The 13,888-nt window shown below is 60.2% G+C and carries 10 protein-coding genes; 6 read left to right on the forward strand and 4 right to left on the reverse strand.

Annotation, left to right across the window (positions count from 1 at the left end; translation table 11 throughout):
* Window positions 1–77: 77 nt before the first annotated feature.
* A complete protein-coding gene (locus VE23_RS18400) occupies window positions 78–1,007 on the reverse strand; it encodes a TetR/AcrR family transcriptional regulator (protein WP_049868746.1) in 930 nt (309 codons plus the stop codon).
* 178 nt (window positions 1,008–1,185) lie between these two features.
* Here VE23_RS18400 and VE23_RS18405 point away from each other — a divergent pair, with 178 nt between their 5' ends.
* Window positions 1,186–2,772, forward strand: coding sequence for an MDR family MFS transporter (locus VE23_RS18405; RefSeq protein ID WP_048746354.1), 1,587 nt, complete (start codon window positions 1,186–1,188; stop codon window positions 2,770–2,772).
* 176 nt (window positions 2,773–2,948) lie between these two features.
* Window positions 2,949–3,605 (forward strand): peptide-methionine (S)-S-oxide reductase MsrA, encoded by a 657-nt coding sequence (locus VE23_RS18410; RefSeq protein ID WP_049868747.1) that lies wholly within the window; start codon window positions 2,949–2,951, stop codon window positions 3,603–3,605.
* Between the two features lie 4 nt (window positions 3,606–3,609).
* Here VE23_RS18410 and VE23_RS18415 read toward each other — a convergent pair whose 3' ends face one another.
* Complete coding sequence (locus VE23_RS18415) at window positions 3,610–4,218, reverse strand: manganese efflux pump (RefSeq protein WP_232316992.1); 609 nt, start codon at window positions 4,216–4,218, stop codon at window positions 3,610–3,612.
* A gap of 346 nt (window positions 4,219–4,564) precedes the next feature.
* Between VE23_RS18415 and VE23_RS26620 the strand changes: the two genes are divergently transcribed.
* Window positions 4,565–8,866 (forward strand): glycosyl hydrolase, encoded by a 4,302-nt coding sequence (locus VE23_RS26620; RefSeq protein WP_049868749.1) that lies wholly within the window; start codon window positions 4,565–4,567, stop codon window positions 8,864–8,866.
* Between the two features lie 141 nt (window positions 8,867–9,007).
* Here the strand turns inward: VE23_RS26620 and VE23_RS18425 are convergent, their stop codons facing one another.
* Entirely contained in the window at window positions 9,008–10,492 is a 1,485-nt protein-coding gene (locus VE23_RS18425) for an amidase family protein (RefSeq protein WP_049868750.1), read from the reverse strand.
* Window positions 10,493–10,748: 256 nt separating this feature from the next.
* Between VE23_RS18425 and VE23_RS18430 the strand changes: the two genes are divergently transcribed.
* Both VE23_RS18430 and VE23_RS18435 read left to right on the forward strand, forming a co-directional pair.
* On the forward strand, window positions 10,749–11,603 hold the full coding sequence (locus VE23_RS18430) for a class I SAM-dependent methyltransferase (RefSeq protein WP_049868751.1): 855 nt from the start codon (window positions 10,749–10,751) through the stop codon (window positions 11,601–11,603).
* Window positions 11,604–11,837: 234 nt separating this feature from the next.
* Window positions 11,838–12,398 carry a DUF420 domain-containing protein gene (locus tag VE23_RS18435; RefSeq protein WP_049868752.1) on the forward strand — a complete coding sequence of 187 codons (561 nt, stop codon included), beginning with the start codon at window positions 11,838–11,840 and terminating at the stop codon, window positions 12,396–12,398.
* A gap of 118 nt (window positions 12,399–12,516) precedes the next feature.
* On the opposite strand, the gene VE23_RS18440 is transcribed toward VE23_RS18435, so the two are convergent.
* Window positions 12,517–12,966 carry a DUF6376 family protein gene (locus VE23_RS18440; RefSeq protein ID WP_021878877.1) on the reverse strand — a complete coding sequence of 150 codons (450 nt, stop codon included), beginning with the start codon at window positions 12,964–12,966 and terminating at the stop codon, window positions 12,517–12,519.
* A gap of 260 nt (window positions 12,967–13,226) precedes the next feature.
* On the opposite strand from VE23_RS18440, the gene VE23_RS18445 reads away from it, so the two are divergent.
* A complete protein-coding gene (locus VE23_RS18445) occupies window positions 13,227–13,844 on the forward strand; it encodes a hypothetical protein (RefSeq protein WP_069202494.1) in 618 nt (205 codons plus the stop codon).
* The last annotated feature ends 44 nt before the right edge of the window (window positions 13,845–13,888 follow it).

Raw genomic sequence — 13,888 nt, forward strand, 5'->3', positions numbered from 1 at the left:
ATCCGGCTGGCGGCCTTTTCATTTCGCATGGCCATTCATGCAGCGCAGCCTAAAGGGGCTGGGGCTTTCCGATTCATTCACGTTTTCTGCGCCGCCATAGGATCCGGCTCGTGTTGAGGCACAGCCTTCCAAGCGGCCAGCGCCGCCCGGACCGCCGCCGTCTCCGGCCATCCGCTCAAGCCGTCCACGGCCTGAAGCAGCGCCAGCATGCCCTCGATCACGACCGGCCTTGGAGCAGGTGAAGCCGTCTCCTCTTGGAGCATGCCGGCCGCAGGCCGATGGAGCCGGCCGGCATCGCTCTCGAGCTCCGGCTCCAGCCGCTTGAGCAGAGCTGCTGCCGCCTCGACGAGGCGGCGCCGTTCCGCCCCGTCCCCGATGTCCCCCTCGGGGTAGAAGGTGCGGAATGCCTCCGAAGTCAGCACAGGCTCGTCCCCGGAATTCTCGAGCCCGCGAACGGAGTCTTCCAGCCGCCGGACAATCATCCTGGCGAGCTTCGCCGAGCTCAGCTTCGCGCCATTCAACAGGATGAATCCGATATACTCGCGGACCAATCCCGTCACGAGCACGGTCAGGTCGAAGGCATGAGGCTCGATTCTCGCGCCGTAGATGCCGACCAGCTGGTTGCGGAACCAGACGAACGAGCGGAGCCGCGCGTTCATGGAAAGCTCTCTCATCTGCTCGCTCAGGCTGATTTGGCCGCTGGAGAGCAGGAGCAGCATTTTGCTGTGCGAGGTCAGCTCGTCCAGTTGGGTTTTGATCTGCTGGAAGAGGCTCTCCCTGGAGCCCGGCTCGTAACGGGAAGCCGTTTCCGCCAATATGCCCGACATCCGTTCGAGATAGGATTCGAATACGGATTGAATCAGTTCTTCCTTGGATTTGAAGTAGAAGTAGATTCCGCCCTTGGCGATGCCGGCCGCGTCCGCGATATCCTGCATGGTCGTCTGATGATAGCCTTTTTGCATGAACTGCTCCATGGCGCAATGCAGGATCAGGTCTCTTTTATCCATGAATAATTCGCCCCCAAAGCAGTTGACCGACGGGTCAAACGGAACTATAATAAGCTTTATGTTTTGAATGGATAGGACTGGAAGGGTGAATGTAAAGACAGTCATCAGCAAGATTTTCTATCCTTTTCTACCAACATTATAGCACATGACCGATCGGTCAAAAAGTGGAGGAACCAACATGCAATCAACCGGCATCAACCGGAAATGGGTGCTTACCGGCCTCATCATGGGAATGTTTTTCAGCGCCCTTGAGCAGACGATCGTGGGGACGGCGATGCCGACCATCATTACCGAGCTTCAAGGCTTCGAGATTTTCGCCTGGGTGACGACCGCTTACATGATCGCTTCGACCGTCGTCGTTCCGATCGTCGGCAAGCTGTCGGATATGTACGGCCGCAGGCTGCTGTATTTGATCGGCGCCATTATTTTCGCAGCGGGCTCCGCGATGTGCGCCACAGCTGCCTCCATGGAGCAGCTGGTGCTGTACCGCGGCCTCCAGGGCATCGGGGGAGGCATGCTGATGCCGCTGTCCCAGACGATCATCGGCGATATTTTCACTGCGGAGCAGCGGGCCAAATGGCAGGGCGTATTCGGTGCGATCTTCGGCCTCAGCTCGGTCATCGGTCCCTTCATCGGCGGCGTCATCGTCGACAACGTCAGCTGGCACTGGATCTTCCTGATGAACGTGCCCTTCGGCATCATCTCCGCGCTTCTGATCTACATCGGCCTGAAGCGGGAGACGGTCCGCCTGGAGGGCAAGGCCAACATCGACTACCTGGGCATCATCACGCTCGTTCCGGCGCTGATCCTGTTCCTGTACGGGCTGACCTTCGGCGGCGACAAGTTCGCATGGGCATCGAGCACAAGCTACCTGATTTTCGGAGGCGCCCTGCTCTTTACGATTCTATTTCTTCTGGCAGAGAAGTTCGCGGCCGAGCCCGTGCTCGATCTCTCGCTGTTCCGCAACCGCGTCTTCTCCGTGACGAACGGCCTCGGCTTCCTGCTGGGCCTGGGCATGTTCGGCGCCATCATGTTCGTGCCGCTGTACATGCAAGGCATTCTGGGGGTATCCCCGACCAAAGCCGGCTCCACGATGACACCGCTGATGATCGCTCTGATCGTCGCAAGCGTCGTCGGCGGGCAGCTTCTGCTCCGCATCAAGTACCGTACCGTATTGGCAGCGGGCATGATCATTACGACGCTCGGCTTCTATCTGGTCAGCACGATGGGGCTGGACACGGCCCAATGGACCGCTTATCTGTACATGATCGCTCTCGGCTTCGGCATGGGTCTCGTGATGCCGACGCTGATGATCGCCGTGCAGAACGAATTCCCGAAAAGCCGGCTCGGCACGGTCACGTCCGCTTCGACCTTCTTCCGCTCCATCGGCGGTACGATCGGCGTCACGGTGCTCAATGTCGTCATGAACAACACCTTCCGCTCCAATGTCGAGACGATGTCCGCAGAGGCGAAGGCCGGCGGCGGAGAAGCTGTCGTCCAGACGGTCGAGGGCATCGAGAAGAGCGGCGTGGACCTGTTCAGCGTCATCGTGTATCCCGACAAGTTCCCGCTTCCGGCGGAGCTCAAGGACAAGGTCGTGCTGTTCATCCAGCAGGCCTGGGTCGATTCCTTCGAAACGGTCGCTCTGACCGGGCTCGTGTTCGTTGCGCTCGGCATCCTCGTTGCGCTGCTGGTCGGAGGCAAGCGGATCCAGCGGGATTCGGAGAAAGCCAAGGACGGCCAGTCCGCTCATGCGGCTCATTGAGCAGGCGGAAAACCCGGTAGAAGCATCCCTCCTCTCCTGAGGCTTGGATGCGCCGGAACAAGTCAAGGGCTGTCCCCGGTCATTTCATGACTTGGGGGCTAGCCTTTTTTTAATCCGGAGCGGCAATGGGTATACCTACTAAGATTGAAAAAACAGCTTTTTGAGGGGGGAAAGACATGCAGGAGCAAGGCAGCCGCCAAAACGCGGGGCTGAGCGGAACGGCCGCCTTCGCCATGGGCTGCTTCTGGGGGCCGGAGGCGCTGTTCGGCTCGCTGCCCGGGGTGCTGCGTACGGTGACCGGTTATGCCGGAGGGACGTCGCCGGACCCGGATTACAGGCGCATGGGCGACCATTCGGAGACGGTGCAGCTTGAATACGATCCGTCGGTCATCTCCTATCGCGAGCTGCTCGATTTGTTCTGGAGCAGCCATAATCCGGCCAATATCAACGGATACAAGGACAGGCAGTACCAGTCCATCGTCTTTTGGAGCGGCCGGGAGCAGCTGGAGGCGATCCGGGAGAAGCTGAGCGGCCTGGCGCTCGAAGGAAAGCCCGTCCCGGATACGGAGATTGCCGAGGCGGCGGAATTCTGGGTGGCGGAGGAGCGGCATCAGAAGCATGCCCTCAAAAGGTTTCCCGATGCGGTGAGCAAGCTCGACTTCTTGTTCCCGTCCCGCAAGGAATGGGAGGCTTCCACGCTGGCAGCCCGTCTCAACGGGCTGGCCAAAGGATATACGAACCGCCAGCGGATTCTGGAAGAGATAGACGGCTGGGAGCTTGCGGAGGAACGGAAGCGGCTGTATGCGGCGGCGCTCAAGGAGATCCGCTGGTAGCCGGTCAGATGAAGATTTCGTAGAGTCCGATGGCCGCGAGCAGAAGGCCTCCGATCGCGTTGGAGTAGCGGCCCAGCCATGTTCGGGCCAAGCGGACGCCGATTCCGGCCCCGATTCCGACCGTGATCAGCGAGAAGATTCCGATCGAGAGCGTCACGCCCGTTGCGGACAGTCCGGTGGCTCCGGCTCCGATGCCGCTGGCGATGCAGTTGAGCGACAAGGCCAGCCCCAGAGCCCAGCATTCGCTCCAGGACAGAATCTGATTGCCGTCGCGGTCGGCCTGCAGAGGGTTTTGGAGGAGGGTTCCTCCGCTTGGAGAAGCCGCCCGGCCAGTTCTCCTTGCTTCTCTCAAGCCGGATAGGAGCGCCAGCATTCCCATGACGGATATGAGCGCGCCGCCGATGCTGTTGGCGTCATCGGGATCGAGAAAGTCGGCGAGGAAATGGCCGCCAAGCATAGCGGCGCATGTCGCGGCCATGGAGAGGAGCGCGATCAGAAGGTTGGATCGGAATGGAATCAGCGTTCTCTTCGCGCCAAAAGCAATCCCGATGCCGAGATTGTCGAGATTGGCGGCAATCCCGATGCCGATGATGCTGAGCCAGTGCATGGTCATTCCCCCATCCTTGAATATGCTTTTTAGCCTATGCGCCCATAGCCGCGGGAGTGCCGGGGCATCGCCTCGTTTCCAAGCGCTGCAGGCGCGGATCGGGCATTGCCGCCCCGTTCAGGCAACAAGAGAGTCCGGATCCGGACTCTTTTTTTTGTTGCTTATATGCTTGGGCGCTGCAACGGAGCCAGCTAACGAGGCCTAACAAAGAAAGACAACTGAGAGCTATTAATCATAACCGGGAGCATGTTTTTCGCTAGCCATGGACTTATATAATGGAAAAATAAACCGCTTACATATCGAAGCAGGCTTCAGCGGCGGTTTCAATTCCATCCAGTCGAGGAGGATATAGATGAAGAGGACTCCCAAAATGCTCGCTGCGCTCCTTACAGCTGCTTTGGCGACAGCGCCCGTCCTGTCGGCGGCAGCGGCCGCAGCACCGGCAGGGCAGACAGCCGGCCAAGGCGCGACAGATACGCAAGGACACTGGGCTCGCGAGGCGATCTCCCAATGGATGGCGAACGGCGTCGCAGCCGGATATCCGGACGGCACCTTCAAGCCGGATGGAAGCATTACGAGGGCGGAATTCGCGACCTTGATCAACAAGGTGTTCGGCTTCTCTGGCTCATCCGGCCAGCCCTTCAGCGACGTCAAGGAAGGCGCCTGGTACCAGGCCGCGCTCTCCTCGGCCAGAAGCGCCGGCTATTATGAGGGCAGCGACGGGAACAAAGCGCTCCCGCTGGCCGCCATCTCCCGCCAGGACGCCGCAGCAATGCTTTCCCGGGTTTTTCAGCTGGAGGCAAATGACAGCGCTTCCGAAAGCTTGACGTTCATCGACTCCGCTCAAATCAGCGGTTACGCCCGAAAAGCGGTCCAGGCGCTGGCAGGAATAGTGAGCGGGTACCCGGACGGTTCATTCCGTCCGTCCGGCGACATGACCCGAGCCGAGGCGGTCACGCTGCTGAACAAGCTCGTTGCCGGGTACTACGCGCAAGCAGGCACATCCACTGAAGGCAAGGTGGCGGGCAATGCGCTGGTCAATCATGACGGCGTCGTCCTGAAGGGACTGTCCATTAGCGGCAATTTGTATTTGACGCCAGGCATCGGCAGCGGCGACGCGACGCTGGACGGCGTCAAGGCCGCAGGCAAAACCTTTATAGCTGGCGGAGGCCCGAACTCCGTCCATATCCGCGATTCCAGGCTGAACGAGGTGCTCGTCAACCGTCCGGACGGACAAGTCCGCGTATGGGCAAGCGGAACGGAGATCAGCCGTCTGGTCGTGGGCAGCCCGTCCAAGGTCGAGCTTGAAGGAGGGACAAAAGTCGGTTCCGTGGAGATCAACGCGGCAGCCTCCATCACGGCGAGCGACAGCTTCTCCATCGGAAGCTTGGCCGTGAATGTCTCCGGAGCGACCTGGAACGGAAGCGCAATCGAGAGGGGCGTCTACTACGTGGAGAACGGGGCTCTGAAGCCGTCCGGAAGTCCGCTTCCGACCGCGACACCGGCGCCGTCAACGCCTCCTTCCGTCACGCCGGCTCCGACTGCGGCTCCTACCGCAGCGCCGACGGTCAATCCGTCGCCGACGGCAGAGCCAACGGCAACACCGGCACCGACGGCCGCTCCGTCGCCGACGACTGCCCCTACGCCGACACCGGCGCCAACCGTGACGCCGGCGCCTCCGGCGGTCAATCTCGTTGACCGCAACGCAAGCGCCCAGACGCGCTCGCTGTTTCTGTACCTGAACGAGCTGCGCGGCAAAAACATCCTGTTCGGCCAGCAGCACGCAACGACGGAAGGGCTGTCGATCACGGATCGCGACGGCACGCAGTCCGACGCCAAAAACGCCGTAGGCGACTATCCGGCGCTCTTCGGCTGGGACACGCTCAGCCTGGAAGGCAAGGAGAAGCCGGGCGTAGCCGGCGACTTCGAGCAAAGCCGGGACAACCTGGTCGGCGTCATGAAAAAGGCTTATGACGACGGAGGCGTGCTGACGCTCAGCTCGCATATGCCGAACTTCGTCACGGGCGGCAGCTTCTATGACGTGAAAGGCAATGTCGTCTCCCATATTCTCCCCGGCGGGGACAAGAATGCGGAGTTCAACGCCTTCCTCGACAACATCGCCGACTTCGCCCATCATCTCAAGGATGACGACGGCAATCCGATTCCGGTCATCTTCCGTCCGTTCCACGAGCAGAACGGCAGCTGGTTCTGGTGGGGCGCCGCCTTCACGACCAAGGACGAGTACAAGGAAATCTACCGCTATACCGTGGAGTACCTGCGGGACAAGAAGGAAGTCCGCAACTTCCTGTACGGCTTCTCGCCGGGCGGGGGCTTCGGCACGGACGAGAGCCGCTACATGGAAACCTATCCGGGCGACGACTATGCGGATATCATCGGCTTCGACAGCTATTACAACGGCGAAGGACAGACTTGGTTCGACGGCGTCGTGACGGAAGCGAGGACGGTCTCCGGAATCGCGGACGAACGGGGCAAGGTCGCCGCCCTGACGGAATTCGGCTACCAGAAGATGATGACCAGCGGCAACTCGACGCCGGACTTCTTCACGAAGCTGTCCGCGGCGCTGCAATCGGATCCCGACGCGAAAAGAATGGCCTACATGCTGACATGGGCCAACTTCGGGCCGGATTCCACCTATGTTCCCTACCCGCTGCCGGATGGGCAGGAGAACCAGATGCTGCCCGACTTCATCCAGTTCTACAACGAGCCGTACTCCCTGTTCGCGGCCGGCGTAACGGGAGCCTATAACCGCAAGGCCGACACGTCCGAGGAGCAGCCGTTCGTCCATGTGGCCTCTCCGACCGACCAGAGCACGATCCGCTCCAACACGGCCGTGATCCGGGTGCGGGTGCTGGACGCGGCGCCGTCCAAAGCGGTGTACCTCGTCGAAGGCTCGAACCGGGAGATGCCTCTGACCCTGGATGCCGCCACCGGCTATTATACGGCTGTATGGTCGCCGGCCGGTTCCCTGAACGGCAAGACGGCAGCCCTGACCGTGAAAGTATACGGAGAGGATGGCTCCGTGCTGCATGAACAGACGAACACGGTGTTCGTGAAGGTTCCGGAGATTGAGATCGGGACGTACGACTTCGAGTCCGGCATTCAAGGCGTTCAGAACAACGGCGGCTATCAAGCTAGCGTCGATGCGATCGATGCCGCCGACTTCAACGGAAGCACGGCGCTGAAGCTGACGGTTAGCGACCTCGTCTACAGCGATACTTGGCAGGAGATGAAGCTGGAGCTGAAGAACGCCAAGGAAGTCGCGGGATCGGCAGACCTGGGCGGCGTCAAGCGAATCCAATTCGAGGCTTATGTGCCTGTGTCCGCAGGGGCGAAAAGCGAAGGGAAAGGCAGCCTTCAGGCTGTCGGCCAGCTGCCCCCGGATTGGGAAGACAAATACGGAATGGGCACGACTCAAGTATCCCTGAGCGATCTTCCGATCGTCGCAATCGGCGGCGTGGACTACTACCGGTATACGCCAGTCATTGATTTCCCCAACGAGGATAAGCTGAAGCAGGCCGGCTCGATTGCCCTGTCCATTGTCGGCAGCGGCTTGAATGCGGACAACTCCATTCCGGTCTACATCGACAATATCAAGCTGTACAGCACATATGCAGATGCCGTGCTTGATCCGGCCATGGTCGACGACTTCGAGGGCTATCTCGGCAGCAACGAAGCACTCGGCTCCAAATTCGTCCATGCCGGCGGCGATTCCACGAGTACCGCGCTGGACAGCGCGCACAAAAGCAGCGGCAGCTACGGCCTAAAATACACGTACACGCTTGCCGGCAGCGGGTATGCCGGCATCACCAAGTCGCTCGGCGGCGTGGACTGGTCGGGCTTCAATGCGCTCCAGTTCTGGTACCAGCCGGACGGCAAGGGCCAGAAGCTCGTCATGCAGATCAATGCGGACGGCAAAACCTACGAGTATTACCCGGACACGACCGGAACGGAAGCGAAGCTCATTATCGCTCCTTTCAATGAATTCGCTCCGGCCAACGGAGCGACCGGCACGCTGACCAAGCTGAAGCTGGCCAACGTGCAGGCGTTCTCCATCTACACCAACGCCGTGCCGAACGGCAATCAGCTGACCGGCTCGATGTACTTCGACGATATCAAGGCGCTGACCGACCCCAATGCGGGCACGGTGCCGAACGGCAGCGCAAATGGCGGCCTTCCGCTTGGAGTTCTGTACGACTTCGAATCCTCGGCATCGAGCTGGAGCGTCGACAGCAACGGCTTGAACCTGTCCGCTCCGGCTCTGGAGGACGACGGCGCCGGCAAGGCTCTCAGCTCGGCCATTCCGGCGAGCGTCTCCGGGGAAGCGACGAGCGAGCTGACCCGCTACGGGGCGCTCGACTTCACGAACGCTTCGAGGATCAAGGTCAAGGCCCGCATCTCCGGCGGAAGCGCTTCGGCCCAGCTGTTCATCAAGCATGGCAGCGGATGGGCCTGGGCATCCTCGGGAACCGTTCAGCTGACGGACGAATACCAGTGGATCACTCTCGACCTCAACGGCACGAAGGATGCCAATGGAGGCAAGATCGACAAGTCGTTCATCCAGGCGGTCGGCGTGCAGATCGCCAAGGCGTCGGGCGGCGGCAAGGTGTTTATCGACGACGTGACGCTGGAATAGCGGCGCCATAAATGTTCTCCTGAACCAAGCAAAGGCGGCGGAAGCCGGGCGCGAGCCCTGTCTTCCGCCGCTGTTTTATTCCGCTCCCGTTTGGAGAACGTCTGCATGAACGATTTCAGCCTTTCTATTCCGGCTTCGATTTCAGTCCGGATCGGCCGGCGCGAGCCGGTGCAGGCTCGCTTGTTCGTAGGCATAGGCCAGCCGTAGAAGCACGGGCTCGCTGTAGGCGGTTCCGACAAAAGTAATCCCCTGGGGCCCTTTGGTCGTACAGCCGTCTTCAGCGATGATGCCTGTTTCCGCGTACCCGCCCGGCACGGTGATAACGGGGTATCCCGCGCGAGCGGACACATCGAGCCCTTCCTCGTTGCCCAGGAACAACAGCGCGTCGAGCCTGTAAGCGCGAATCGCATGATCGATGCCTTGATTCCGGGCTAATTCGCGGTTAAGGCGCAAGCTCTCGGCATACACCGGTTCAGACAAAGTGCCGCTTGTTTCGTTCGACCAGATCAGCGTGTCTTGCCCGTATTTCAGGGCGACTTCGCGATTCTGTTCATTAAAGGCAATGAGTTCATCCAGCGTCCGGACGGAAGCGCCGGGGCCTGCTTGGGCCAGATAATCGTTCAGCCCTTTTTTGAATTCGAACCTCATCACGTCCCAATCCCATTTCGCGCTCTCGCAAGGCATGGAGACCGGGTCGACGATGATCGCCCCGCGATCCTTGCACATGGCGATCGCCCGCTCGATGATCATCGCCCGTGCGTCATCGAGTCCTTGGTAATAATGCCGCGGAATGCCGATTCTCGCGCCTTGCAAACCGTTTGCGTCCAGGAAAGGCGTATAATCCGCATATGCTTTTCGCCCTTTCTCCTGCATGGCCGCATCGGCTGGATCCGCCGCCGTCATGGCGCCGAGCAGAATTGCGGCGTCCCGGACCGTACGAGCCATCGGACCGGCCGAATCCTGGCTGTGCGCGATCGGGATGATGCCTCTGCGGCTGACGAGTCCGATCGTCGGCTTGAGGCCGACAATACCGTTCTGCGACGATGGGCTGATGATCGAGCCCGAGGTTTCGGTGCCGATGGCGGCCGCGCACAGATTTGCGGCAACCGCCGCACCGGAGCCGGAGCTTGAGCCGCCGACGAACAGCTCGCCGGGACCGTAAGGATTGAGCGTCAGGCCGCCTCTCGAGCTATACCCCGACAGCATCGTGCCCGACATGAAATTCGCCCACTCCGTCATGTTGGCCTTGCCCAGGAATACAGCTCCGGCAGCCCTCAGCTGCTCGGCGACGGCCGAATCCATCCCAGCGAAATGCTCCGCAAGAGCGAGCGAGCCGGCGCTTGTGTGCATGCGGTCGCCCGTATCGATATTATCCTTGAGCAGGATCGGGATGCCGTGAAGCGGTCCGCGGGATCCGCGCTCCAACCGCTCCGCGTCAAGCGCCTCCGCGACCGCAATCGCGTCCGGATTGACTTCCAGCACGGCTTTCAGCTTCGGGTTGAGCCGTTCGATCCGCTCCAGGTACCAGCGGACGCAAGCCGCCGCCGACAGCGCGCCTGATTTCATGGCTGCCTGCAGCGAAACGATGTCTGCTTCTATCCAACTTTCCTTGTTCGTTTTGTCCATCTAGAGATACACTCCCTTTATGCCATGTTCTGGTTAGCATTTGTTCGACGAACGGACCCTAAGTCCTTCTAGCCTGCGTCTGAACTCGCGACAACTGTCCCTCTGACTGCATAAGCCCATGCGTCTAATCTCGCGATAACTGGCGTGGATCGCCTCTTCTTGATAGTTGGCCGCCCTTTCAGGGATTGTGTTGAAGGCTGTCGAGGATTAAAGTGGGAGCAGAGCGAGAAACGATTCGCGGAAGGAGAGGCTGCTTATGAATAAGGACATTATCGAAGCGATCGTGGAGGGAATGGGCCTGGAAGGCCATTTGTCCGACGTCCAGCAGATTCAGACCGAGCATCGTATTAAGCTGGCTCGTTTTTGGGAAATAAAAGAAGGAAGCCGAGTTCTGGAAATCGGCTGCGGCCAAGGAGACACGACGGCCGTGCTGGCGCACTTTGCCGGCGAGCGGGGATTCGTGCACGGAGTCGACATCGCGCCGCCGGATTACGGGTCGCCGATGACGGTTGGAGAGGCGGCCGCGAAGCTGAAGGCGTCCCCGCTGGGAAGCCGAATCCGGATGGATTATGGCATCGACGTCTTGTCGGATGAAGTCGGCTTTGAGGACAACGAGTTCGATTTCGTCGTACTCTCCCACTGCTCCTGGTATCTGAAGTCGTTCGAGGAGCTGGCCGCTATCCTGACGAAGGTGCGGCGCTGGGCGCGCAAGCTCTGCTTCGCCGAGTGGGATATGGGAGTCGACGAACCGGAACAGCTGGCGCATTATATGGCCGTGCTTATCCAATCGCAGGTGGAATGCTACAAAATGAACAGCTTCTCCAACGTCCGGACCTTGTTCACGCCCGAGGATATACGCGAGCTGGCGTCCGAAGCCGGGTGGACCGTCTCCCGCCAGACGGCCGTCCACTCGCCGGAAATGCACGACGCGAGGTGGGAGACGGAGCTGACTCTCGCGGAAGCCCCGGCGGAGCTCGATTCGCCGCTTCCGATGCCGGACAAGGCCAAGCAGCTGGTCCGCTCCCAGCTGAAGCTGCTGAGGGCTTATGCCGAATCGGGCCGGCCCATGAGGCCGATGGCCGTGCATGCGTTCGTCGCGGACAAGATCTGATTCCGCCGATGGCGGTGCATCCGGCATCGCGGATCAGGCCTGGCTGGGATACGGCTTGAAGCAGCCGAGCGCACCGGCAATCGGGAGCCTCTCAGCCCGCCCTGACAGAGGCAAGATTCAAGTTGTTGTCACAGAAGCCGGCGGAGCGGCTGTTCGTCTTGGCCTATAATGAAGACAAGACAAGTCCGCATCCGGCCGCAGCCGGTTCGGCGGCATCCCAAGGAGGGTTTCCTTTTGAGCAGCCAATCCCCCGATTCGTACAAGCCGTCCACGACCCGCAACTTCACGGCGTGGATCATCGGCATATCCATCGCGGCCAACGCGATTATCCTGCTGCTGTTCTTCGGTCCGATCGGATACGGCGGCGAGGTCAGCTTCGACGTCACGATCCTGCCGCGGATCAACGCGATTCTGAACAGCTTCACGTTCATCTTCCTCGTGGCCGCGCTTATCGCGATCATCCGGAAAAATATCCGGCTTCACAAGGGCTTCATTCTCGCCGCATTCACCTCGACGCTGCTGTTCCTTGTCACGTACCTGACTTTCCATTACGTCTCTCCCGAGACGGCGAAGTACGGCGGCGAAGGCATTCTGCGCCCGATCTACTTCACGATCCTGATCAGCCACAGCTTCCTGGCGGCCGTCATCGTTCCCCTCGCGCTGTTCGCGCTCGTATGGGGATGGACGATGCAGGTGGCCAAGCATAAGAAGATCGTCCGCTGGGCGATGCCGATTTGGCTGTATGTAAGCTTCACGGGCGTCATCGTGTATCTGTTCATGGCTCCTTATTATTGAGCTGAAGCCGGCTTGCCGGAGCAAGGAAAAGAGACCGTCTCAGAGCCAGCCATTGGCTTCGGGACGGTCTCTTGCTTTCCGGGTTGCAAAATCGGGCCCTGGCCAAGCAGATGGAGCCTTACGACCCCAACTGCTTGACCTGATCAAGAATCTCCGTGATCTGCGATGCCGTCTGCATGATCTGCGACTGCTCCAGAGCCTGCAGGCTGACGGCGCCCGCCTCCGCCTGCTTCAGCAGGCCGCTGATCTGTGTGTTCAGCGTATCGCTGTAAGCGGTCAGCTGCTGGTCGATTTCCGAGGCGAATTCGGGCGCCTGGAGATCCTTGAAGGCGGTGATTTCCGCCTGCATGGCTTGCAGCTCCGCCGTGAGCCGGTCCAGGGCGGCGGGATCGGACAGGGCTTGCTGCGTCATCTCGGGCAGCTGCTGCGAGAAGTCGGCGGCTTCGTTGATATAGGCGACGGTTTCGTTCGTGTAGCTCAAGGAGTCGCTGACGCCCCCGAGAAAGGAGCAGCCCTGCAGGAAAAGGGCGGGAACGAGGAGCAGGGGCAGCAGATGTTTTTTGATCATAAGCGTCCACCTTTCGTTGCGGTATGTCTATAGTACCGATCAAGCAGGCGGGGGGTTTCAGGTTTCGGTCCGGCCAGGCCGGCATATCGAAGGGCGCCAAAGCCCCTTTGCAGAGCCTCTCCTCCTATATAAGCCGGACTTCGGCGGCTGAACATGCCCGCCTAAGGTCCAGAGCATCCTCAACCTCCAGACGCTTATGCTCCGGTCGCAGCCATGCTATCCTGAGGCTCAGCCAACAAAAAAGCGAGGGGGGCGGACGGATGGGCGGCCAAGAAGAGCGAAAGCCGAGAAATGTGTACATTCTGCTTACGGACACGGGCACTCTGTTTACGAAGCTGATCAAAAGCTTTACCGGAGCGCCTTACAATCACGCGTCGCTGGCGCTTGATCTGGATCTGCATCGGGCGTACAGCTTTGGACGCAAGAGCCTGTCGAACCCCCTCGCTGCCGGATTTGTGGAAGAGGATATATATGGCGGCATATTCCGCCGACACCCCGATACAAGATGCGTGCTGCTTCGTCTGAGCGAGGAGCAGTACAAGCATGCAGGCACGGTGCTTGAAGGCTTTGGAAGGGCCGGAGAGCGATGCAAATACAACCTGATCGGACTGCTTGGAATCGCCTTGAATATTCGGATCGAGCCCCGCGACCGTTACTTCTGCTCGCAGTTCGTGGCCGAGGCGTTGGAACGGAGCGGATTCGGTCTGTTCGAAAAGCCGCCAGCGCTGGTAGCCCCGCATGATTTCCTCCTTCATCCCGGACTCGATAAAATTTTTGAAGGGCCCCTATATGAGTATCCTTTTCTGGACCGCGAGCTCCTGCCGGATTCGGCGGCGGAAGCCGAACATGCTATACTGATGGCAACAGAATCAGGCTGAAGGCGGTGCGGAAACGATGGAGCAGCAAGGCAAGCAGGACGAGC

Source organism: Paenibacillus sp. D9 (genome assembly GCF_001188365.1).
GTDB lineage: Bacteria > Bacillota > Bacilli > Paenibacillales > Paenibacillaceae > Paenibacillus_O > Paenibacillus_O humicus.